We start from the raw sequence: 23,966 nt of genomic DNA, 5'->3' as shown, positions 1-23,966 counted from the left end.
ATCAAGGATAAAACAGGTAGTCAGAATCATTTCTGTTAGTGGGCAAGGATGATGAGTAAACCCTATACAACAACTCGGTTTGACACAGATACCGCCACAATGGCGATATTTGATCCCGCGGCATTAACTCATCGCTGTGAAGATACGGCTGATTGGTGGTCTGTGCCGAGTGACGAAATTTTGGAAATCAATCAAGGTCATGTGCTATTCGTAGGACTTGGTGCCGATGGTTGTTATGAGGTTGAAATTTTCCGCAAGCTAGGTGAGGCTGGGCTCAATTCGAATTATCTCTCTGCAAACTTAACAGTATTGTCAGGGTGCCTGTATATTGGCGCCGCCGAGCAAGTTCCAGCAGGAGATCTTGGGCCTGAAACAACCTATGGCGGCGCTTTAATTTATGCTGTGCGAGGGAATATTGAGGTGAGAGTGTATCGGCTTACACCCCATAAACTGGTGGTTGAATATGAGTCAACCTCAGAAGATGTACTAAACGAGTTTACGTCTAGCCCATTACTTTAAGCGGCTTACTTTATTCGCTACCATTTTTAATCCCTATACGGGCTGTTAAACACCAAAGGTAACTTGTTAATCATCAGGGGTAAAAAAGCAATTTAACATTATGAGTTCTATGATGAATAATACTAAATGGCGCGAATGTATGACGCTGTTAGCTTCTCGTCCTGTGTATTTGCAACTACAGTTGGTCGGTGAAGAGGACTTTCCTCTCGATTATGAAGCCTCAAATCAAGTGTTATCCGAGATCATGGCTACTGATTGTCTTTTTGTGCAAAGGTGTATTCGCTATAAATCCATTAACGCGATTAGAATTGCGAAAACCGTTTTTCCCGCCGGTTTGGCGGATGACAATGTATTTCTGCTTGCTGAATTAAAAATCAGATTACAGCAACTTGGCCAGTTACCCCTAACCGAAGACGATAAGTTTATTTTTATTCATGGTTATCATGACCTCATGGTTTGTTGAATCCAGAGCATCTACACTGGCTTACAACACACACCATATCTTAAGTTCGCTCTGCGATGGAGTTCATAGACTTCACAACCTAACAATGGCTCAGTTCTATTAAGAACTGCGCCAAAACGCTCAAAGTAGTCTTCATTAACTTGTTTTGCACTGATAAGTGGTACTTCAATACTGACATCTACACGACCTTTACGTATCAACGCCGGGTCAAGATTATCAGGATGATTTGTGGTCATTATTACAAGGCAGTCATCAAGAGGAATGATTCCGTCTAACGCGTTTAGAACGCCACCTAAAGTGAGTGGTGGGTTATCTGCATTGCTTTCTGCAGTTCGTGATACCGTCGCCTTTACACAGTCACAGTCCTCTATTAACAACATAGCTCCGGGCGGTACCTTTCTAATCGCCTTATGAATAGTGGCATCATTTACAGTCGAAAGATTCAATATGTATAGATCGCGATGATACTCAACAGCTAAGGCTCTCGCTATACCCGTCTTACCAGTACCCGTTTTTCCATGTAACAGTATGGTTAGCTTACTTACAACCGATTTCCCTCTACTTGCGAAGTTATCAACTTCTCCCATCAACTTCTGCTTAAACTCTTCATCTAGCACTAATTCACTAAAACCCGATGATTTCAATGTGCCATAGCGACACCATTCGGTTTCTTCGAAAATATTAACTTTCGGCTCTGTAGATATGTCTCCACGAGTATCTTCTAAAAAACTATATAGTTTATCTTTTGCCCACCATGGTGCACTTACAGTAATAGAATCGTATGCCATCGTACTATCGACCTTAGATCGGGTAGCCAACATGAAACAACCACCGTATTTAAACAGGTGCATACCGTAGCCGATAGATTTAACACTGACACGCCCGTCGTAACTCACACTATAGTCATAGTACACAGCCTCAGAGATAGAGCGTGAAAAAAACGGAATGGTAGTATTACTGATCAAAAAGGACAGTTTATTGAATACCTCTGTGCGCGCCTGATGGCTATCGTCTATAGTGAGCCGCACAAACAGCAGACTACTGAGCCAACTTAACAGCTTCGCGGGGACATCTTTTAGCATGTAGCCTACGAGTCCAATTAACGTAAATGTTAATACTCCAACAATGACAGCCGTCAACAAAGGATCACCATTGGTGAGCGCCTTTATTTGTAGTAATACCTCGTTCATTTACTCACCTTTACTATAAATGCCTCATGGACATAATCGAGAATACTATCAACCGAGTCGAGGATACTACCAAGGTATCCTCAGTATGTGCGCTATCGCACGTGGTTAAAGCGACTTGATAAAGATCCCCTGCTTATCACTAACGATTGTCTTAGAACGTAGTTATATCACAATGTAAATCAACATCTTAATGTTGGGTTTGTATTTAAGCGTCACTAACGTACGCAGATAAATGTTAGGGACGGCGCCGTTCATCAAAGAGCAGGATGGAGCGGCCCTGCATCCACGGATTGACTTGAACAACATCCGTGTTTAACTGCCAGTTCGCCATCTGATAGGCAGGACGCCTGAATGTCGTGCAATGCAGGGATGCATGAGAACGGCCATGGCTCTCGTTCATAAGCTTAGAGGCCCTAGGTTTCTATTCACCGAGTCGGCGAGTGAATGCCATGGCAAGCCTGTAAACTGTTAGTCAATAAACGTTAATTGGTAAGCTGTGTTAGTGGTTTATCAGCCTACAACTCAAATATCATTCAGCGAAGTCTCAATAAGAAAGCCGCTAATGAAGGCGGCTTTTGTGTTTCGATTATTCCATAACCCTTGAATTTTCTTGGTTACATTAAATCTCGAGGCATTAGAGCAAATACACGTTCAAGCTGCAGGCGCCGTGGGCGCCGACGACGAGGGCTTGTTCGATATCGGCGGTTTTTGATGGACCCGCGATAAACACCCCGAACTCACCTGAGGCTAACGTGATTTCTTTAGCTGCCTGATGTAGGGTCGGCACAATCTTATTCGTTGGCAGGGCTAAGATCAGGTTTTCACAGATAAAAGGTGTCACTCTGTGGCCTAGATTCTTATTGTTAACCCAAATGGCACCGTTTTCGGCAACGCCAATGTCACCTGGGATCACTGCATAATCTATGTTTTTGAGCTCGTGGGCTGTGGGTGGCATTTCACGGTTTGCCGTGACCCCCTCTACAAGGGAGATGACCTGTAACCCTTGGGCGATAAGTTCATCGACTTTGGCTTGCAGGGCTTTGATGCCACCTTCTTTATGCAGCGTACCCGCGACAGTATTGAGGTTGGTCTCGAACTGGCCGACGAGATTTTCGAGCCTTGGCGCCACTTCTATGCTTGGCATAGGATGATTTGTTAAGGCCGACAGTTTGAGCGCATTGAGAATTTCAAGTTTACTAGACATCTTATAGGCTCCTGTGTTTCTTAAACCAAGCTTCAAAGCTGGAGTTCGGGGCAACGGGCAGTTCACGGTATTTACCCCATGCACCGCTAAAGGGTTTTAATAGACTACCCGGTAGAATGCGCAGCGCAGTTCTCGCCACACTCATAGAGCAGTTCAGCATGGTTTCGCTTGCCATAAATTTACCCACTAATGGCATGTAACTGTTTTTGCCATAGGGGAGTTTTCCGGCTTCAGCCTTAAGGCGTCTGTGGTGGAAAATAATCTTATCGAGCGGCACCTTAGTTGGGCAGATATAGGTACAGCTGCCACACAAGGTACAGGCCCAGGCAATCGAGTTCGTGTCATCAATCTTAGCGCCCACTGCGATACCAATTGGGCCAGGAATGGTGTAGTTGTAGCTGTAACCGCCGGAGCGACGATACACAGGACAGGTATTGAGGCAACCACCACAACGAATACACTTCAATGATTCTGCGAGGATTTTATCCTTGAGCATCTCAGTGCGGCCATTGTCGACGATAATAATGTGCATCTCACCTTCGGGCTGTGGGCCACGGTAAAAGGCGCTATAAGTCGTGACAGGTTGGCCTGTGGCGTTGCGTGCCAGTGTGCGTAGCAAGACGGCTGCGCTATCGATATCGGGCACCACTTTGTCGATGCCCATTGAATGCAACTGCAACTTAGGCAGGTTAGCACCCATGTCGGCGTTGCCTTCGTTCGTGCAGACCACCACGGCGCCTTTATCGGCAATCGCCATGTTCACGCCTGTCATCGCGGCATCGGCGCTAAGGAACTGTTCACGCAGGTGGGCACGGGCGGCGCGGGTTAAATACAAGGGATCGGCTGCCCCTGCTTTAGTGCCGAGTTTCTCATGGAAGAGTTCGCCGACTTCTTCCTTTTTCATATGGATAGCGGGCACGACTATGTGTGATGGTGGCATTTTGGCGAGCTGAATAATCCGCTCACCTAAGTCGGTATCTATGACCTCAATGCCACGTTGTTCTAAGTACGGATTGAGGTGACATTCCTCGGTCAGCATAGACTTAGACTTCACCAACTTTTTGACTTTATGGCGGGATAAAATGTCATGCACGATACGATTGTGCTCTGCGCCATCTTTCGCCCAATGGACTTGTATGCCGTTGGCGATACAGTTTTGTTCAAAGGTTTCAAGATATTGAGCAAGATGGGTTAGCGTGTGGAGCTTAATTTCTGAGCCTAACTGACGCAGTTGTTCCCATTCTGGGATGCTACCCGCGGCGCGGTCGCGTTTTTCTCTGAGCATCCATAGCGCTTTTGAATGCCAGTCGACACGGGTTTCGTCGCGGCAAAAAATATCGGCTTTATGGGCATGGACTTGGGAGCCATTAGCTCCGTGATTATGATTGTAAGCCATGGTGAGTCTCCTAGAGCGCGGCGTTTAGCACTTGCGCTATGTGGCGAATTTCAATCGGCAATTGCTGTCTGCGGATCATGCCATCGAGGTGCAACAGGCATGAGGGATCAAAACCCACCACATACTCAGCACCCGTTGCGGCGTGGGCTTGGGCCTTGTCTTTGCCCATTTTGGCTGACACTGCGCCTTCATCGACGGCGAAGGTGCCACCAAAGCCGCAGCATTCGTCGCGGCGGTCTGGATACACTATGTCTATGCCTGCAATATTGGCCAATACAGCTTCGACTTTGTTGAATCTTGGCCCCATTTGCTCACTTGGGGTGGCAAGGCTTAACATGCGAATGCCATGGCAACTCAGTTGCAGGCTTACCTTGTGCGCGAAGGGCTTGGTAAAGGCTGGGATCGGCGCGATATCGTGTAAAAACTCTGTGAGTTCATAGAGTTTGTTGATCACAGCTTGTGCTTCTGGGCTGCTATCAAACTCGTGGAAGTTTTCTTTGGCGGCCACTAAACAAGAGGCGGCAGGGCAAACAATAGCGTCGCATTCCACTCCTTTAAAGGCGTTGAGCAATTTAAGGGTGGTACTGCGTGCTGCATCGAAGCAACCCGAGTTTGTCATCGGCTGGCCACAGCATGTTTGACCCGCGGGTAGAATCACTTGGTGCCCGAGTTTCTCTAATAATTCCAAGGTGGCAATCGCGACCTCTGGCATCATTTGATTGACTAGACACGGGATGAAAAGGGCGATTTTCATTGTGTTTTCTCTTTCTTGTTAGTGAACGACATTGCCTTGCAGTGTGACCCAATATCCACACTAATGCTAAGGTAGTTGATCAAATATAGGCCTATCTTAGCGGAATAAGTAGCCCTAATTTAGTAAATGAGCTTGTAGATTTTTTCAAAAATGAGAATGTTTTAACTTGATGATTACATTGGTTTTAAAATGTATTTATTCAGGTTTGAAATTCTCAAAAAATACTTAATGACAAATAAATGAGAATAGTTCGCTTATATAAATAAACGGGGCTAAAAATAGCCCCGTTTGTTTACTACTGTCATACCAGATTAGCGGCTGCACTCTTCGAGCAGATAAGCTAAGTGGCGGTAGGAAATGCCGCTGTGTTGGGTCAAACCGACTTCGCACATACGGTTGGCGTAATAGCCTTCCTTAATCTCGACAGGAATGAGCTTTTTAATATTACGCAGTGCGCTGGCGTTGATTTCAGGCTTATACAAGCCTTTTTCACCCGCGTAACCGCAGCAGTCAATTCCCGCAGGTTTGAGCACTTGTGCAGAGCAGGCATCGGCGATTGCTTGCATCTTAGGTTCAAGTTTCATCTTGCGTGCGCTACAACCTAAGTGCAGTGCCACATTGACTTTTTTGCTGATGTTGAGCTTAGTCAGTAGCTTGTCGTGCATAAACTCAACTAAGTCGATAATTTGTACTTTTGGATTACCTGACAAAGTGCGGTAGGTGCAAGACAAGGCATCGACGATCACTGGCAGCTTGCCACCATTGGTCATCTTGCTTACTGCATCGATAAGTTCTTGGCGTTTGGCATCGGCGTTTTTAAAGTCGCCCTTAGATTCCCACATCTGGCCGCAACATAAATCGCGGGTTTTTTCTGGCGTGATGACGTTATAGCCAGCACGTTCCAGCAGCGTGACAACCACCTCTGGCAAAGTGCGGTTATCGGGATCTTTTGGCGTCGGACCAAAGGTTCTACCGCCACAGGCTGGGAAGTAAACTACTGTTTCTTGGCCAACTTTAGCGGGTGATGGTTTTGGTAATTTACCGCCTTTCGGGAAATCAGGGTTCCAATAAGGCACTTCTTTTGAAATCAAACGGCCGGTTTTCATTAGGGCACTGGTAATGCTATCGCCAGTGATCTTGTGGATCACGCCAAGCATGTCAAAACCTGAACTGATGACTTGGTTAACTGCACCAAAGTGTTTGGCTTGGAAATCTAAGACCTTTTGTTCTGTAGTGCTGATGTACGGCGTGCGCAGTTTACGCACCAGTTGCCCCATGCTGTTATCCACTGGGCAAGCAATAGTACAAAGCTGGCAGGCGGCACAGGTATCAACTACATCGTATTTAGCGGCGGCGCGCATTTCTGCTGCGGCGGCTTTATCACCGGATTGTTCTAAACGTTCGATTTCACGCAGAGTCGCAATACGTTGGCGCGGCGAAAAGTTAAGGGCAGAGGTAGGGCAGGTTTTTTCGCAGAAACCACATTCGATACACTTATCAACAAAATCGTCGACCACAGGGCAGGGCTTGATGTTTTTAACGTGGACATTGCTATCGTCGTTAAGAATAACGCCTGGGTTTAGAATACCCTGTGGATCAAATACTTGTTTGATGCTCTTCATCAAAGTGTAAGCATCTTGTCCCCATTCTTTTTCGACGAACGGCGCGACAGCACGGCCAGTACCATGCTCGGCTTTCATTGAACCGTCGTACTTGTTAATCACCATGTCGGCAATATCATCCATAAAGGCATGGAAACGATCGATATCGGCTTGAGTCGAGAAGGTGGGGGTAATGATAAAGTGGAAGTTCCCCGCAAGAGCATGGCCATAAATACAGCCTTCAGGGTAACCATGTTTATGGAAAAGCTCAGTGATATCGTGCGCCGCAGCAGCAAGGTGCTCTAGTTCAAAGGCCACGTCTTCGATGATAACTGAGGTTCCCTTTGGACGCTCACCACCTACAATCGGGAACAAGCCTTTGCGCATTGCCCAGTATTTGTCATAAACCGCTGGATTAGTACTAAATTCCATTGGGCGGATAAAGTCAAAACCGGCGAGTTTCGCGGTGACATCTTGAGTATAATTTTCTAAGGTTTTGTCGTCATCAGCACGGGATTCTATCAGTAGAATAGCGGATAGGGCCGGCAATTCTGATAACCAATCTGGCATGCCAGGCTTGCCAGTTACTGCTTTGATTGATGGCCAATCAAGGAGTTCAGCAGCAGAAACGCTTTCACCGTTTATCAGTGGTATTGCTCGTGCGGCATCTTCCATATTATGGAATACGGCCATAGCAGAGGCTTTAAATTTAGCTTCATTTACTGTGTGATAAGTGACTTCATTAATAAAAGCTAAGGTGCCTTCCATCCCCACCATTAAGTGGTTGATGATGTCAAATGGGTCGGTAAAATCGAGTAACGAATTGATGCCGTAGCCGGTGGTATTTTTAATGGAATACTTTTTACGAATTCTGTCCGCTAACACTGTGTTATGACGAGTCATGTACGACAGTTCTGTCAGCGCATCCAGTATTTTTCCATGGGATTTAACAAAGGCAGCTTTTGATTTTTCACAGCCTGTATCGAGTTCAGTACCATCTGCAAAAAGAAGTTTCGCGGAAGCGATAGTTTGGTAACTGTTTTGCGCAGTACCACAGCACATTCCCGAAGCATTGTTTGCCACAATACCACCAATTTTGGCGGAGCCTATGGTGGCGGGATCGGGACCAATTTTGCGGTTAAGCGGCGCGAGTACGGCGTTAGCGTCGGAACCAATGACAGCCGCACCTAAGGTGATCTGTTTGGCATCGCTACTGACTTCAATCTTTCTAAAACCATCATGGCCTAGGATCAACAAAATACCTTCACCGATAGCTTGGCCAGATAAACTGGTTCCAGCGGCCCTAAACGTGACGGGTGCATCATGCTTACGGGCAACGGCTAATGTGAGCTTTACCTGTTCTAGGGTTTCTGCATGGACAACCACTTCTGGGACTATCCTGAAGTAGCTTGCATCGGTGGACCAGGCAAAACGGCGAACGGGATCATCCGTCACGGGATGATCACCTAATTGCGTTCTTAGATCATCGATGACCAGTTTATAGTTAATCGACATAGCATCACTCTCTTTATTAATAGATTAAAGCCGAAGTCACTGGGAGTGACTTCGGGCATTCAATAAAATAAAACGGCTTAGAATCCACCCCACAGGGTAGCTATTGTGCCCGCCAGTAAGGCATAACCAATGGCAACAGGCATTGTTTTACGGATAATTTCTGATTCTCTACCTGCCATACCCACTACCGTTGCAGCGGCAACCACGTTCATTACGCACATCATGTTACCGGCGTTTGCACCGATACCTTGTAGTGCCAATACCAGTGTGTGGTTCATGCCAATATTGTCGGCCACGCTGTATTGAAGGCTGGAGAACATCATGTTTGAGAACGTGGCGGAACCGGATAAGAAGGCACCAAAAATCCCCACGATAGGTGCCATCCAAGCCCACACTGCGCCCATGGAACCTGCCAACATATCCGCTAAAGCGACAGGCATTGAAGCAAGGCCTGCACCATTCGCGCCTGAGTTTAAGAAGATTTTTACCATAGGCACTGATGCGCCTAATGAAATAATGGTTGGCAACATGGACTTACATGAAACACCGACCGTTTGCTGAATCGCAGGGCTTTTCATTTTGAACAGGAAGAAACCTAGAATACACACGGCAACAAAGAAGGCACCTGGTGCATATAAGGTTGCGAAGCTGGCTTTAAGCTCAGTGCCCATTAGGCCTGTCCAGCTGATGTTAAAGCTTGATAACCATGCTTTTAACGGTGCCACTGTACGCGACAGTACCAAAAGCGCAGCCATGATGATGTAAGGTGTCCAAGCGGCAATTTGGGAAAACTTAGCCGTTGTTTCGACTTTTCCGCTTTCTTGACTGTCATTCTCTGCGAAATCATTCCATGGCGTTTTAGGCAGTAAGTAGCCTTTACGCGCAACCGGGATCACTAAGGCCATACCGATCAATGAACCGATAACCGAAGGGAATTCTGGGCCTGCAAGGTAGTTGATGATCCACGCGGGGACGGTAAAGGCAAGACCTGAGAAAATCGCAAATTTCCAAATTGCTAAGCCTTCCTTAAAGGATTTATTGCGACCAAAGAATCCAGTTAGCATGGTCACCATTACGAGAGGAATTAATGAACCTGTGATTAAGTCGATAGTGATCATATGCATGACGATATATCGAGCATAACCAGCATAGTTACCACCATGGGCAGCAAATTGCTCCGCCGCCATGCTCACGCCACCTTGGATCAGACCCTGTTCCATCCCAAAAAGTACGGGTAGACCAATCGCACCGAAGGATACACAGGCCGAGTCAGCAATTAAAGCCACGACAGCTGCGGCAACGGGTGGTACACCAAGCAATACCAGTAGTGGTGCGCCAATGGCTGCGGGAGTACCAAAACCAGCACTACCTTCAATAAAGGCACCGAATAACCAACAGATGATGATGACTTGTACACGGGCATCGGCACTGATGTTAGTAAACCCAGCACGGATAGTGTCCATGGCACCTGAGTATTTCAGGGTATTGAGTAGGAATACGGCACCAAAAATGATGGTTAACGGTGTGATGGCTGAGAGCAGTCCTTCGAGGACCGATGCCGCCAGTAATGTGGTATCCATTTGCCAAATAAACACGGCGGCGAGCGCTGTGATTATCATGGAGATAGGCATAGCCTTAGATGCAGGCATTCTGAGTAACACTAGAAATAGCATTACACTGAGCACTGGCGTCAAGCTAGCGAGGAGTTGAAGTATTGTCATGCTTGCCTCTTCATAAAGTGGTCTGTCTTATTATTGATATTAGGATTTTTCATCTGCCTTCATGTCGACTTCCCAGACCAATAAATCAGCAGTTAATACTGCAAGTACTTACGGTCTCGACATTCTGTGTTGTGTACTAGACGCTATTGTGAGCTTGACTAATATGATCTAGATCATCTTGGCTGTTATATGAAATGCTAATTTACAGTGCTGCGGGGTGCTTCTCTCGGGGGATTTTCTTATATGTGACAATGATCACTTAGACTGTTGGGTGTATATCTACTTTGGTTATATTAAATTAAATTTGTTGTTTTTCTGGTTATTAAAAGTAGAGCTATCACTCATATTCATCGTCATTATTGCAATTAACTGATCCATTTATTTCATTAATAGTCTGTTATTGGTTTTTTCAGTCATTTTTAAGGTGTGATTAAGGTCGCATAGATTGTTGTGGCTGGATTAACTCATTTACTTCTATTTTCATCAAGCTATTGTAATGTTTGCCTAATATGTCCATTCTGGAATGTTTTTTTATAGTGATCTAGAGCACCTTTTAAAATGGTGGGATTTTATTGTGATGGATATCACTTAATGAATTTTACTTTAATATGAAATTTAATAACCATTGTTTAATTTAATTTCAGTTTATTTGAGCAAACTGCCAGCCAAAATATTCAAGTATATTGAGATAACAACAGAAAAGTTGAAATAAAAAGTGACCGCTTCTAATGGGTTAAGAGAGGAAATTGAGAGAACAGGGTGAAATTGAAGCAGAAATTTTAAGTAACAAAACTAAAAAATACTGTTTGAACTTTTATCAAACTGGTTAGTGTCATTAATGCTTAAACGTCATTAATGCGAATATCAGCCGTTTGTGTGTGGTGCTAAAAAGTTCACCAAAGACTGTGCAGGGGAAAAGATAAGGCTTTAATGGCAATCTATTAGGTTAAATTTACAAAATAAAAAACAGACGTGATATGTCTCTTTTATTGGTGATTTAGCCCAAAGATACAGACTTAAAACAATTTGCTGCCCCAGCCTAATTTGGTCCGCAGAACGTGGAAATAGTTGTGTCCTTTAGGATGAATAAGCCGTAAACGTTCAGAGCTGCGGCGCACTATGATTTCATCGCCGGGTAACACGGCTAAATGCACGTGGCCATCACAGCTGACTTCGAGGTTTTCGCCATTTTCAGGTGACACAACCATTTTTATGGTGCTGCACGCATCGACAACAATTGGGCGGCACGACAAAGTGTGCGGGAACATAGGTACTAAGATTAGGGCCTGTAAATTAGGCGTCAGAATAGCGCCGCCAGCGGAGAGGGCGTAGGCCGTTGAACCGGTAGGCGTTGACACTATCATGCCGTCGGCACGTTGGCTGTACATGAACTGATCGTCAATATAGACCTCAAACTCAATCATGTGGGCAATTTTACCCGGATGGAGTACGGCTTCGTTGACGGCGGTGTTGCTCGCCTTGAGCATACCGTGGCGATAGACTTCGGCTTCGAGTAAGAATCTATGCTCGGTATCGAACTCTCCATCGAGTACCTTGGCGAGCGCCTCTTCGAAGGCATCGGGCGGCAGATCGGTTAAAAAGCCTAAATTGCCGCGGTTAACCCCAATCACGCCTAAATCAAAGCGGGCTAATACCCTTGCCGCGCCGAGCATGTTACCGTCACCACCGACGACTATGGCTAAGTCGCAACGCGCGCCAATTTCTAGTAAATCGACCGCTATGATATTGGGTCCTAATTCGGTAGCAACACGCTCTTCCACTAAGACTTCAAAGCCCTGCATTGTCAGCCAATAATGCAGACGCTTTAAGGTTTGGTTGGTCCCTTGGTGGTGAGGTTTGCCGATAAGGCCGATAGTATGAAACTTTGTGGTCATATTTATGCTAGATCTGGCCTTAGGCCTTGAAACGTCAAAATTGATCCCCATAATATGCCCAGAGTATTTCAGAAACAAAGCATTTTTAGCTGGAGTGAAAATGAGCAACGAATCGATTAAAGCAGAACAGGATCTGATCCAAGAGGGTGTAGAGTCTGAAGTATCTACCGCAGAAGCAAGTCTGATCGATGAGCTTACCCAGGCCAATTTCCGTATTGAAGAGCTGGAACAGTTACTCGCTGAAGCTTTGGCGAAAGTTGAAGAGCAGAAGGATTCAGTCATCCGCGCCGCAGCCGAGGTCGATAACATTCGTCGTCGTGCCGCAATGGATGTGGAAAAGGCGAACAAGTTTGCCTTGGAAAAGTTCGCCAATGAGCTTTTGCCTGTGCTTGATAACATGGAGCGCGCGCTAATGGGGACAAACCCAGAAGATGAAGCGACGAAAGCGATTTATCAAGGTGTTGAGTTAACTCAAAAAAGTTTACTCACCGCGGTGGCAAAATTTGGTGTTAAGCAAATTGATCCACAAGGTCAGTCATTTAACCCTGATCAACATCAAGCGATTGGCATGCAGCCAAGCGCCGAGTTCCCTGCGAACACTGTGATGTTGGTGATGCAAAAGGGTTATGAGCTGAACAGTCGCTTGCTGCGCCCTGCGATGGTGATGGTGTCACAGGGTGGCCCTAACCAAGAAAGTGCAACGATAGATATCGAAGCTTAAGCTTTATTGGATCAGCCGCTGTTATAAAAGACAGCAACAAAAAAGGACTGCAATTGCAGTCCTTTTTTATGGGCGGAATTTTTTATTGATAACATTTAGCGTCTTAACGAGATAAGCAAGTTCAGCCTATTGCGCTAGATAAGCATTGATTTGCGCCAGTATGCCTTCGGCATCCAGTTGCAAATCGTGGATGACTTCCTCTGGCGAGCCATGTTTAATGAACTCGTCTGGTAAACCAATTTGGAGTACGGCTTTAGGCATTTTTAGCTTTTGAAGCTGTTCAAGCACTCCGGCACCCGCACCGCCTATAATGGCATTTTCCTCCACAGTGACTAACACTTCATGGGTTAGTGCCATTTCTTTTACCAGATCAACATCAAGTGGTTTCACAAAGCGCATATCGACAACCGTCGCATCTAAGCTTTCGGCAGCGGTTAATGCCGATGCGAGCAAGGTACCAAAGTTAAGTATGGCAATACGCTTACCGATGCGCTTAATGACACCTTTACCAATTGGCAACGCAATCATGGACTCGACTTGCATCGCTCCCGTGGCACTACCTCTTGGGTAACGCACCGCACTTGGGCCCGCATCATAGCAATAGCCAGTGTAGAGCATTTGACGACATTCATTTTCATCGGACGGCGCCATGATCACCATATTAGGGATACAACGCATAAAGCTTAAATCGAATGCACCTTGGTGGGTTGGACCATCGGCACCGACGATACCGCCACGGTCAATGGCAAATAACACGGGCAATTGTTGTAGTGCGACATCGTGAATAAGCTGATCATAGGCGCGTTGCAGGAAAGTCGAGTAAATCGCGACTACAGGCTTGAAACCTTCGCAGGCAAAACCCGCCGCTAAGGTGACTGCATGCTGCTCGGCAATCGCTGCATCGAAATATTGTTTCGGGAAGCGCTGGGAAAACTCCACCATGCCAGAACCCTCACGCATCGCAGGAGTAATCGCTAACACTTTCTCATCTTGTTCGGCAATGTCGCACAACCATTTACCGAAGACTTGAGAAAAAGTCGGTAAACCGGGTTTGGTGGCCGGCTTTTTAAAGAGTGATGGGTCAAACTTAGGCACAGCATGCCAACCGATAGGATCTTTTTCAGCAGGTTCATAACCACGACCTTTTTTGGTCATGATGTGCAGCACCTGTGGACCTTTCAGATTACGCATATTGCGCATGGTCTCAACCAGAGCGTCTACATCATGGCCATCGATAGGACCTATGTAGTTGAAACCTAACTCTTCAAATAGAGTGCCAGGAACGACCATACCTTTGAGGTGTTCCTCAGTGCGCTTGGCCATTTCTTTGATGACTGGCATACCTTTCAACACTTTTTTGCCGCCTTCGCGCAGTGTGGTGTAGAAACGGCCTGACATCAGTTGTGCTAAATGATTGTTGAGGGCGCCGACATTTTCTGAAATCGACATTTCGTTGTCGTTCAGTACCACTAGCATGTCATTGTGCAAGTCGCCTGCGTGGTTCATTGCTTCAAACACCATGCCGCCGGTCATAGCGCCATCGCCGATGACAGCGACCACTTTACGACCTGCTTGCTCTTTTTCTGCAGCTATCGCCATCGCCAGCGCGGCGCTAATCGACGTGCCAGAATGGCCAACACTGAAAGTGTCGTATTCACTTTCTTCACGCCATGGGAAAGGATGTAAGCCATCTTTTTGCCGAATGGTGTGCATCTTGTCACGTCGACCCGTGAGAATTTTATGGGGGTAGGCTTGATGGCCTACGTCCCAGATCAGTCGATCAAAGGGGGTATTGTAGACATAGTGCAGTGCCACAGTGAGTTCTACTGTGCCGAGCCCAGAGGCAAAATGTCCGCTGGACATGCCAACAGACTTAAGAAGGAACTCGCGCAGTTCATCGGCTACTTGTGGTAAAAGTGCCTGAGGAAGCTGGCGGAGCTCATTGGGGGTGTTGGCCTGCGCCAACACGGGAAACTGAGAAATGTCCAAACTCATAGCGAGATACTTCGACTCTTATTATATTCTTCGCTCAATGATATAGCGGGCGAAGTCTGCAATTAACTGGCTATTGTATGGCAATTTAGCCAGCGCTGATAGTGCCTCTTGGATCAGTTGTTTGGCGGTGTCTTGTGCACCTTGTAGTCCAAGTAGTTGTGGAAACGTACTCTTATTCGATTCAGTATCAGAGCCTTGCGGTTTACCTAGCTCTTCGGTGGTGGCTACGATGTCAAGGATATCGTCTTGTACTTGGAAGGCGAGTCCGACCGCACGAGCAAAATCCATCATAGCAGCATACTGATCTTTTGGCGCGTTTGCGGCGATCAAAGCTAACTCAACGGCGCAGCTGATAAGGGCGCCGGTTTTCATATTATGTAGCTGAGTTAATGCTTTAAGATCAATATGTTTATCGGTCGAGGCTAAGTCTATCGCTTGGCCTCCACACATACCACGATAACCTGAGGCTTTGGCTAATACTCTTACCATAGCAATATGTTGTTCGCTGCTGACCCCTGCTACGGCTTCGGTGACAATTTCAAAGGCTAAGGTTTGCAGAGCATCCCCCGCTAAAATGGCCGTCGCTTCATCAAAGGCAATATGCACGGTCGGCTGGCCACGGCGGAGCTCGTCATCGTCCATGGCGGGTAAATCGTCGTGGATTAATGAATAAGCATGGATACATTCAATGGCTGCGGCGCAAGCATCTAACTTTTCGAGTTCGACCCCAAACATGCGTCCTACACTGTATACGAGGAACGGTCGAATGCGCTTCCCTCCCAATAAGGCACCGTAAGTCATAGCGGCTTTTAATTGGGGAGCTGTATCTTCAAGCGTACTAAAACGCTGTTTTAATTGATCATCAACTCGTTGTTGATATTCTTGAATGGTACTGACTAACACGCTTATTCGCCCTCAACGGCATAGGGGGATAGGGGCGCATTTTCGTCTTGTTTCAGTAAAATGGCCACTTTTTGTTGGGCTTGTTCGAGTTTTGCTTGGCTATTTCGAACGAGATTAATGCCACGTTCAAATTGTTTTAACGCGTCATCGAGGGAGATATCGCCTTGTTCTAGATAGGCAACGATGCGTTCAAGTTCGCCAAGGGATTCTTCAAAACTAAGATTTTCGGGTTTCTTCGCCACGTTCAGGTTTCCTTTGATTTAGCGGACACAAGGTATATCAGGGCGGCGTAAGGGTCAAATTCAGACTAAAGATATTTGCTCAATAGCACGCTTTGTTACTGAAATTTTTCCAGAAAATATAAATTGTCGCTAAACTTGCTTAGTGTGTGTCCGATAACTGACAATAGTATCATCATTTGTATGGTAATTTTTAACTGGATAAACAAGGCTCGTATGTGTGTCGGTGGGATTATCTTATTCGGTAGAATAACTGAGTGTTCTTGCTTACCCAGAGTAAGTATTATGTCGTTTATTACGAAAATTGAGGAGCCGTTGTGGATTTAGCAACAATAATCGGAATTGTGGGAGCCTTTGGTTTTATTCTCGGCGCTATGGTGACCAGTGGCGGCTTGATGATTTTCGTTGATGTGCCCTCGATCCTGATTGTGTTCGGTGGGTCCTTCTTCGTGGTAATGATGAAGTTCACTCTTAAACAGTTTTTAAGCGCCGTTAAAATTGCTTTGAAAGCTTTTGTATTTAAGATTGATAAACCAGAAGACTTGATTGAACAGTCAGTGACTATGGCGGATGCTGCCCGTAAAGGGGGTTTTTTGGCATTAGAAGAGGCGCAAATTAGCAATACTTTTATGCAAAAGGCTGTCGATATGTTGGTCGATGGTCATGATGGTGAAGTAGTGCGTGCAGCTCTAGAGAAGGATATCGCTCTAACGGAAGAACGTCATCGTACGGGGATTGGCATATTTAGAGCCTTTGGCGATGTTGGGCCAGCGATGGGGATGATAGGTACACTCGTTGGTCTCGTGGCCATGCTATCAAATATGGCGGATCCTAAATCTATTGGTCCTTCGATGGCGGTTGCGTTGTTAACCACATTATACGGCGCTATGGTCGCTAACATGGTTTGTCTTCCTATCGCGGATAAGCTAACGCTTAGAATGGGGGAGGAAATGCTCAATCGTAACCTTATTATGGATGCGGTATTGGCGATTCAAGATGGACAAAACCCGCGGGTGATTGAAGGCTTTTTGAAAAACTATCTTGCTGAAAAAAATCGTAAAATCGATACAACGGACGGAGAGTAGCCCATGGCTAAGTGCAATTGTCCACCGCCCGGAGCACCGCTCTGGTTGGCAACATTTGCCGACTTGATGTCGCTGTTAATGTGTTTCTTCGTATTGTTATTGTCATTTTCTGAAATGGACGTGATGAAGTTTAAGCAGATCGCGGGCTCAATGAAGTATGCCTTTGGTGTGCAAAATAAGGTGGAAGTTAAAGATATCCCGAAAGGGACTTCTGTCATTGCCTTAGAATTTAGACCAGGTCGCCCCGATCCGACTCCGATTGAAATCATTAACCAGCAAACGAATGAAATGACGGAACCTGTATTGGATTTCCAAGCGGGTGAAGACGATAGTGCGGGCGGTGTGCAGCAGCAAAATGGTTCTCAGCGGGGTGGCGAAGCGAGTGCAACGGCGCAAGAAGTGGCCGATGCGGTTAAAGCGGAAGCGGCAGCGGCGCAAGAAAAGATCAATCAGCAAGTGAAGAAGATGGCGCAGGAGCTCAATAAAGAGATCACCGATGGAGCGATTGAAATTGAGTCATTAGGTCAGCAGATTATTATTCGTATACGTGAGAAGGGGTCATTTGCTTCTGGCTCAGGTTTCCTGCAGCCTCGATTTAAACCTGTGGTGCGCTCAGTTGGCGAATTGTTAAAAGATGTGCCAGGTGTCATCACAGTGTCAGGTTACACGGATGATATGCAAATAAGCGATGAGCTCTATAGTTCTAATTGGGATTTATCCAGCAAACGTGCCGTGGCAGTGGCCCATGAGTTAGTACAGGTCAGCGGCTTTGATTCTAATCGAATGAAAGTGGTTGGTATGGCGTCTAACAATCCGATTGTGCCTAACGATTCTCCGGAAAATCGTGCCCGTAACCGCAGGGTTGAAATTGCTATTGAGCAAGGTAAAGCTAAGGAGTCTGAAGAAATTCAGATCGGTAATTCGCCTTAAGTGTTTAGATACTCTCCCAATCTAAAGCCGCAATAATCTTGCGGCTTTTTTATTGAGCTAATGTGGACTTTTCCCTTTTAGTTAACGTGTTATGCATCAAATCACTGTGGTTTATTTAAATCCATTTGGGCTTTACGTTAATCACATTGAGTGTGTAATCCCTAAGTTTCCTTGACCATCCCTCAACGACTTATTGTTAATAATTCATCTCAAATCACTTATTTTAAGCAGGGCAATTCACACCATTCGAATAGGCTTTAGTGACATTATTTCAGCCTAATTAGCTGCCGTGATTGAGTCATTAATACGCAATGAATACGCCATAAATGTGGCCTGTGTCGCTGTTGGCTATGTGCGCTGAAACTCGCCTTTTTAGGTTGCTTGGGTATATAATCCCCCGATTATTCTTTTAACCAATTTTGCTGTTTTAAAATTGCCCGCGGAAATCCCATGAAGTTTATTGTAAAGCTGTATCCAGAAATCATGATGAAGAGCAAGCCTGTACGCATGCGCTTCACCAAAATGCTCGAAACTAACATCCGTAATGTGCTTAAAAAAGTTGACGAAGATGCAAAAGTGCAGCGTCAATGGGACCGCATTATGGTGATGGTACCAAAGGATAAGCCTGAATTGGCCCAAGCTTTCGGTGAGCGTCTGGCGTGTATTCCTGGCATTGCACACGTAGTGCAAGTGGATGAGTACAGCTTTGAATCTGTTGATGATATTTATCAGCAAGTCTTGCCTGTTTACCGTGACCAACTCGCGGGTAAAACCTTCTGCGTGCGAGTAAAGCGTACTGGCGATCATGATTTTAATTCTATTGAAGTTGAGCGTTATGTCGGTGGTGGCTTAAACCAGTTTACTGATGCGCTGGGCGTGCGTTTAAAGAATCCGGACATTACCGTTAATTTAGAGATTGAGCGTGATAATCTTTATATGGTGACTAAGCGTATTGAAGGTCTAGGCGGTTTTCCGATGGCAACACAGGAAGATGTATTGTCCTTGATTTCGGGTGGTTTTGACTCTGGCGTCTCTAGCTATCAATTTATCAAAAAAGGCGCTCGTACCCACTACTGTTTCTTCAATCTGGGCGGCGCACAGCACGAAATTGGTGTTAAACAAGTGGCTTACCATTTGTGGAAAACCTACGGTGAATCCCACAAAGTGAAGTTTATCTCCGTGCCTTTTGAGCCTGTGGTTGCTGAGATTTTAGAGCGTATCGATAACGGACAAATGGGCGTTGTATTGAAACGCATGATGATGCGTACCGCGGCGCGTATCGCCGAGCGTATGGGCATTCAAGCCTTAGTTACCGGTGAAAGTTTAGGCCAAGTGTCTAGCCAGACCCTGACCAACTTAAACGTCATCGACCGTTGTACTGAGTTATTGATTCTACGTCCCTTAATCGCCATGGATAAGCAAGACATTATCAACGAGAGCCGTAAAATCGGCACCGAAGATTTTGCTAAATCAATGCCTGAATATTGCGGCGTCATTTCGCAAAAGCCGACGGTAAAAGCGGTATTAGCTAAGGTTGAAGCGGAAGAGAAAAAGTTCTCTGAGGATTTGATCGATCAGATCATCGCCCAATCTGTCACTATCGATATCAGGGAGATCGCAGAACAAATGGATACTCGGATTACTGAGACAGAAACGGTTGCTAGTATCGATACTAACCAAGTGGTCATTGATATTCGTGCCCCTGAAGAAGAGGAAAGCAAACCGCTGCAAATTGAAGGTATTGAGATAAAGCGCATCCCATTCTTCAAGTTAGCGACTCAGTTTGCCGATCTCGATAAGCAAAAGACTTATTTGCTCTATTGTGAGCGTGGGGTGATGAGTAAATTGCAGGCATTGTATTTAATCGAGCAAGGCTACACGAACGTGAAAGTGTATCGTCCATAAGTCGGGCGAAAACTTGCCCATTGCCGTATATCGTCAGTGGGATTGATTTGCTATTCAAGTACAAAAAAGCCGCATATTAATGCGGCTTTTTCTTTGCTCTTACTGATCGTGACCTGAGTTTCAGTGTCGTTTAGGTTATTCGGCTTTAACGACTTGCTGATGAGACGTGACATCGTCTGTGGCAATCAACAGAGTGGCTTCTTGTAGCACTTCTTGGTGCATTTTATTCATTGCAGCGGTTAAATCTGCAGTGATATTGGCTTGCAAGTCACTTGTGTCGATGACGATTTTGTCAACGAGTACATTTGCACTGGCATTGAAGCTGAGTGCTGAGACTAATATTAACGCAAATGCCGATTTTAAATTGAACATAGTCGCCTCCGGGCTGACAAATTAACGCTGTCAGACATTCCCATCATCAACTTTGAGATTGTCTAACTTAGGTATTTCATAGCTATGGATGTTTCATCGCTATTGGTGTTTCGTTGATAAGCTGTTTCATTGGCGCAAAATTTAACCAAAAACGCTGGCCTTTACAAACGATTAAATGTAACAATACGGATTAGAAAAACTAATTAAAAAACGAGACTGAGATCACTATGTCGAGAAGATTACCACCGCTTAATGCGGTTAAAGCTTTTGAGGCAGCCGCGCGGCATTTGAGCTTTACGCGGGCAGCGGAAGAATTGTTTGTTACGCAGGCTGCGGTGAGCCATCAAATAAAGGCATTAGAAGATTTCCTCGGATTAAAATTATTTCGTCGAAAGAACCGTTCTTTGCTATTAACCGAAGAAGGGCAGAGCTATTTTCTCGACATCAAAGATATCTTTATTCAGCTTGCCGATGCTACCGACAGATTACTCGCCCGCAGTGCTATTGGTTCGCTGACGGTCAGTATGTCACCCAGTTTTGCGATTCAATGGCTAGTGCCACGCTTGGCTAAATTCAGTGAGAAAAATCCCGATATCGATGTGCGAATAAAGGCCGTTGATACCGAAGCGAGTTCATTAACCGATGATGTGGATGTGGCTATTTATTATGGCTTAGGTAATTGGCCTGGGCTACGTGCAGATAAGCTCAGAAACGAAGTGCTTATTCCCGTGTGTTCGCCCATGTTGCTCAACGGTCCTAAACCACTTTCAAAACCGAGCGATTTAAAGTATCACACGCTATTACATGATATGAATCGTCACGATTGGCAGGCGTGGTTTAGGCAATGTGGCATTACCGATATTAATGTGAATCAAGGACCTATTTTCAGTCATTCGTCTTTGGTATTGCAGGCGGCGGCCCACGGTCAAGGGGTTGCTCTGGGTTACAGCGTGCTGGCACGCCCCGATATCAAAGCTGGGCGGCTTGTGTGTCCATTCCAAGAAGTCTTAGTCAGTAAAGATGCTTACTACTTAGTTTGCCAGCAAAACCATGCTGAGCTGGGTAAAGTGGTGGCGTTTCGTGAATGGATGTTAGACATGTTTGCCGAGGAGTCTCGCAGTGAGTTGTTGCCTGGATAAGCCGAGTTATGTATTAGAAGGGGAGCCTGTTAATACTTTGATTTTATTGGCCCACGGTGCGGGTGCTAACATGGATTCTGATTTTATGCAGGCCATGTCGGCGGGATTCGTTGCTCATGGCTTCCGAGTGATGCGCTTTAATTTTCCTTATATGCAGGCGAATGCAGTCGATGGTAAACGGCGTCCACCGGACCGTGCGCCTAAATTGCTCGCGTGTTTTACACAGATGCTCGATATCGCCCACTCACAACCACAAGTTGAACGTGTGGTGTTAATGGGGAAATCCATGGGCGGTCGTATGGCGGCCCTATTAGCCTGCGATCCTGCATTAGCGGCGCGCATAGATAGGGTGATTTGTTTAGGTTATCCTTTTGTGCCACTCAAAGGCGGCGAGCCTAGATTGGAACCTTTGAATGAATGCCAAGTCCCAGTATTAGTCGTACAGGGTGAGCGGGATAAGTTTGGTGGCAAAGCGCAGATCCCAAGCTGGCCCTTGAAAGCTGAGATAGGATTGGCTTGGATAACCGACGGCGATCATAGTTTTGTCCCAAGAAAGTCGTCAGGCACCAGTGAAGCCGCTAACCTTGCACGTGCTATTGATTTATCAAGTGATTTTATTCGTGAGCTTGATGTTGAGCGAATAAATGTTGAATGAGTTAATCCCATTCCAGCAGGAGCGTTAAATGCGTAAAGGTTTATTGTTACTCGCCGCCGTGAGCGGATTCTTAGCCGTCGCCTTAGGGGCTTTTGGTGCCCATGGTTTAAAAGCGGTCGCGCCACCAAACTTAATTGAAGTCTTTAACTTAGGTGTGCAATATCATTTCTACCATACCTTTGCCCTCATCATGGTTGCCTTCTCGGGCCAATGGTTAACCTCGCGTTTACTGGACTGGTCGGCATATCTCTTTGTCGCAGGCATAGTACTATTTTCGGGCTCACTATATGGACTGGCCTTGTTTGGGACTAAGTGGTTAGGTCCTATTACGCCTATGGGTGGTGGTTGTTTCTTATTGGGGTGGTTATTATTTGCCGCCGCGGTATGGCGTCACAAAGTTATCGACGGCCATGAGTCTTAATCGCTGATGCTTATGTGAGTTAACAGGCTTAGGGCGCACCTAAGCCTTTTTTATTTCTCTAATCGCAATTCAAGGTTCAGCAGTAGGCAAATAGGGCATTTGTGGATTGAAATTGGTATACTGGCGCCCAAATCGATAGTCAGCCAATGCTTTGGCTTGGATTTCTCAGGGATCCCCATGAAAAACCTATTTTTATTTTGCCGCGCAGGCTTTGAAAAAGAATGCGCTGCAGAAATCCAACAGCGAGCCGGTGAGCTCAATGTGGGTGGCTTTGTTAAGGCCAACAATAACGACGCTTATGTTGTATACCAATGTTTTGAAGACGACGCTGCCGATACGTTAGTCAAACAATTACCTTTAGATTCGCTCATTTTCGCTCGCCAGATGTTTGCTGCTAGCGACTTGTTAGTCGACTTGCCTGAAAATGACAGAATAAGCCCAATCGTTGCGGCGCTCAGTGACGTCAGCAAAGCGGGTGAAGTGCGGGTTGAAACACCTGACACTAACGAAGCGAAAGAGCTCTCGGCTTTTTGCCGTAAGTTCACTGTGCCTTTACGCCAGCATTTGAAAAAATCGGGTAGTTTGCTTGCGCAGGAAAATCCCAAACGTCCGATTATCCACGTGTGTTTTATTGGACCCGGCCGTGCCTATGTGGGTTATTCCTACAGTAATAACAGTTCGCCACATTTTATGGGCATTCCACGCCTTAAAATGGCGGCGGATGCACCGAGTCGCTCTAGTCTGAAACTCGACGAAGCCTTTGGCCAATTCGTGCCTAAGGAAGAGCAAGAAGAGCGTATTCGCAGTGGCATGAACTCCGTGGATTTGGGCGCCTGCCCAGGTGGCTGGACTTATCAACTGGTGCGTCGCGGCATGTTTGTATCGGCAGTTGATAATGGCCCTATGGATGAAAAACTGATGGAAACGGGCCAAGTGAAACATTACCGTGAAGACGGTTTCCGTTTCGAACCGCAACGTAAAAATATCTATTGGCTGGTGTGCGACATGGTTGAGAAACCAGCGCGTGTTGCCGAACTGATTGAAGCTTGGGCGATTAACGGTTGGTTTAAGGAAGCGATTTTTAACCTTAAATTACCGATGAAGAGCCGCTATAAAGAAGTGACAGCCATTCTTGAGACAATGCAGACGATTCTTAAAGAGAATGGTGTGACCGATTTTAAAGTGCAGTGTAAGCATCTTTATCACGACCGTGATGAAGTGACTGTGCATTTATGGCTACGCCCTAATACCGCGTGGAATTAATTCCAGTGCTAACCCTGCGGTGATCTTGTTGTCGCTAGAATGGTAATTGTCACGCGGGTATAAAGCCACGCAGGTTTAAA

21 protein-coding genes are annotated in these 23,966 nt (G+C 46.0%); 10 read left to right on the top strand and 11 right to left on the bottom strand.

Features of this window, described 5'->3' with window-relative positions:
- Positions 1 to 51 precede the first annotated feature (51 nt).
- The gene (locus tag RA178_RS15705; protein ID WP_251071031.1) at positions 52 to 519 is read left to right on the top strand and encodes a DUF6386 family protein; all 468 of its coding nucleotides are present in this window, start codon (positions 52 to 54) and stop codon (positions 517 to 519) included.
- Between the two features lie 109 nt (positions 520 to 628).
- A complete protein-coding gene (locus RA178_RS15700; protein ID WP_306682687.1) occupies positions 629 to 982 on the top strand; it encodes a hypothetical protein in 354 nt (117 codons plus the stop codon).
- 11 nt (positions 983 to 993) lie between these two features.
- On the opposite strand, the gene RA178_RS15695 is transcribed toward RA178_RS15700, so the two are convergent.
- The 7 genes from RA178_RS15695 to nadK form a co-directional block, all read right to left on the bottom strand.
- Positions 994 to 2,172 (bottom strand): AAA family ATPase, encoded by a 1,179-nt coding sequence (locus RA178_RS15695; RefSeq protein ID WP_306682685.1) that lies wholly within the window; start codon positions 2,170 to 2,172, stop codon positions 994 to 996.
- A 634-nt stretch (positions 2,173 to 2,806) separates the two neighbouring features.
- A complete protein-coding gene (locus RA178_RS15690; RefSeq protein WP_168823311.1) occupies positions 2,807 to 3,376 on the bottom strand; it encodes a LutC/YkgG family protein in 570 nt (189 codons plus the stop codon).
- Position 3,377: 1 nt separating this feature from the next.
- Positions 3,378 to 4,772, bottom strand: coding sequence for a lactate utilization protein B (locus tag RA178_RS15685; protein ID WP_113941021.1), 1,395 nt, complete (start codon positions 4,770 to 4,772; stop codon positions 3,378 to 3,380).
- 10 nt (positions 4,773 to 4,782) lie between these two features.
- Positions 4,783 to 5,526 (bottom strand): (Fe-S)-binding protein, encoded by a 744-nt coding sequence (locus tag RA178_RS15680; RefSeq protein ID WP_006085148.1) that lies wholly within the window; start codon positions 5,524 to 5,526, stop codon positions 4,783 to 4,785.
- Between the two features lie 311 nt (positions 5,527 to 5,837).
- Positions 5,838 to 8,642: an FAD-binding and (Fe-S)-binding domain-containing protein gene (locus RA178_RS15675; protein ID WP_306682682.1), complete on the bottom strand. Its 2,805-nt coding sequence runs from the start codon at positions 8,640 to 8,642 to the stop codon at positions 5,838 to 5,840.
- A 77-nt stretch (positions 8,643 to 8,719) separates the two neighbouring features.
- Positions 8,720 to 10,363 (bottom strand): L-lactate permease, encoded by a 1,644-nt coding sequence (locus RA178_RS15670; protein ID WP_049821741.1) that lies wholly within the window; start codon positions 10,361 to 10,363, stop codon positions 8,720 to 8,722.
- A gap of 1,016 nt (positions 10,364 to 11,379) precedes the next feature.
- Positions 11,380 to 12,258, bottom strand: coding sequence for an NAD(+) kinase (gene nadK, locus RA178_RS15665; RefSeq protein ID WP_081729057.1), 879 nt, complete (start codon positions 12,256 to 12,258; stop codon positions 11,380 to 11,382).
- Positions 12,259 to 12,358: 100 nt separating this feature from the next.
- Here nadK and grpE point away from each other — a divergent pair, with 100 nt between their 5' ends.
- Positions 12,359 to 12,979 carry a nucleotide exchange factor GrpE gene (gene grpE / locus RA178_RS15660; RefSeq protein ID WP_028760692.1) on the top strand — a complete coding sequence of 207 codons (621 nt, stop codon included), beginning with the start codon at positions 12,359 to 12,361 and terminating at the stop codon, positions 12,977 to 12,979.
- 126 nt (positions 12,980 to 13,105) lie between these two features.
- Here the strand turns inward: grpE and dxs are convergent, their stop codons facing one another.
- The 3 genes from dxs to xseB are packed head-to-tail and all read right to left on the bottom strand — an operon-like array spanning position 13,106 to position 16,119.
- Positions 13,106 to 14,974, bottom strand: a complete 1,869-nt coding sequence (dxs, locus tag RA178_RS15655; RefSeq protein ID WP_263265553.1) for a 1-deoxy-D-xylulose-5-phosphate synthase — start codon at positions 14,972 to 14,974, stop codon at positions 13,106 to 13,108.
- 21 nt (positions 14,975 to 14,995) lie between these two features.
- On the bottom strand, positions 14,996 to 15,877 hold the full coding sequence (gene ispA, locus RA178_RS15650) for a (2E,6E)-farnesyl diphosphate synthase (RefSeq protein ID WP_306682679.1): 882 nt from the start codon (positions 15,875 to 15,877) through the stop codon (positions 14,996 to 14,998).
- A 2-nt stretch (positions 15,878 to 15,879) separates the two neighbouring features.
- Positions 15,880 to 16,119, bottom strand: coding sequence for an exodeoxyribonuclease VII small subunit (gene xseB, locus RA178_RS15645; RefSeq protein WP_306682677.1), 240 nt, complete (start codon positions 16,117 to 16,119; stop codon positions 15,880 to 15,882).
- A gap of 314 nt (positions 16,120 to 16,433) precedes the next feature.
- On the opposite strand from xseB, the gene pomA reads away from it, so the two are divergent.
- The 3 genes from pomA (at position 16,434) to thiI (ending at position 20,036) form a co-directional block, all read left to right on the top strand.
- Positions 16,434 to 17,201 carry a flagellar motor protein PomA gene (gene pomA / locus RA178_RS15640; RefSeq protein WP_173497062.1) on the top strand — a complete coding sequence of 256 codons (768 nt, stop codon included), beginning with the start codon at positions 16,434 to 16,436 and terminating at the stop codon, positions 17,199 to 17,201.
- Positions 17,202 to 17,204: 3 nt separating this feature from the next.
- Entirely contained in the window at positions 17,205 to 18,131 is a 927-nt protein-coding gene (locus tag RA178_RS15635) for a flagellar motor protein MotB (protein WP_113941028.1), read from the top strand.
- Positions 18,132 to 18,581: 450 nt separating this feature from the next.
- Positions 18,582 to 20,036, top strand: coding sequence for a tRNA uracil 4-sulfurtransferase ThiI (gene thiI / locus RA178_RS15630; protein ID WP_028760687.1), 1,455 nt, complete (start codon positions 18,582 to 18,584; stop codon positions 20,034 to 20,036).
- A 135-nt stretch (positions 20,037 to 20,171) separates the two neighbouring features.
- Here thiI and RA178_RS15625 read toward each other — a convergent pair whose 3' ends face one another.
- Entirely contained in the window at positions 20,172 to 20,408 is a 237-nt protein-coding gene (locus tag RA178_RS15625; protein ID WP_306682675.1) for a hypothetical protein, read from the bottom strand.
- A 227-nt stretch (positions 20,409 to 20,635) separates the two neighbouring features.
- Between RA178_RS15625 and RA178_RS15620 the strand changes: the two genes are divergently transcribed.
- The 4 genes from RA178_RS15620 (at position 20,636) to rlmM (ending at position 23,886) form a co-directional block, all read left to right on the top strand.
- Positions 20,636 to 21,547, top strand: a complete 912-nt coding sequence (locus RA178_RS15620) for a transcriptional regulator GcvA (protein WP_105249769.1) — start codon at positions 20,636 to 20,638, stop codon at positions 21,545 to 21,547.
- Complete coding sequence (locus RA178_RS15615) at positions 21,528 to 22,202, top strand: alpha/beta family hydrolase (RefSeq protein WP_306682672.1); 675 nt, start codon at positions 21,528 to 21,530, stop codon at positions 22,200 to 22,202. Before RA178_RS15620 ends, RA178_RS15615 begins: the two co-directional genes overlap by 20 nt.
- A 28-nt stretch (positions 22,203 to 22,230) precedes the next feature.
- Positions 22,231 to 22,623 carry a DUF423 domain-containing protein gene (locus RA178_RS15610; protein WP_011918954.1) on the top strand — a complete coding sequence of 131 codons (393 nt, stop codon included), beginning with the start codon at positions 22,231 to 22,233 and terminating at the stop codon, positions 22,621 to 22,623.
- Positions 22,624 to 22,800: 177 nt separating this feature from the next.
- On the top strand, positions 22,801 to 23,886 hold the full coding sequence (gene rlmM / locus RA178_RS15605; protein WP_011846285.1) for a 23S rRNA (cytidine(2498)-2'-O)-methyltransferase RlmM: 1,086 nt from the start codon (positions 22,801 to 22,803) through the stop codon (positions 23,884 to 23,886).
- Positions 23,887 to 23,966: the final 80 nt, after the last annotated feature.

It is taken from the genome of Shewanella oncorhynchi, assembly GCF_030848765.1.
GTDB classification, from domain to species: Bacteria; Pseudomonadota; Gammaproteobacteria; order Enterobacterales; family Shewanellaceae; genus Shewanella; species Shewanella oncorhynchi.
This window is presented reverse-complemented; position numbering and strand designations above follow the sequence as displayed.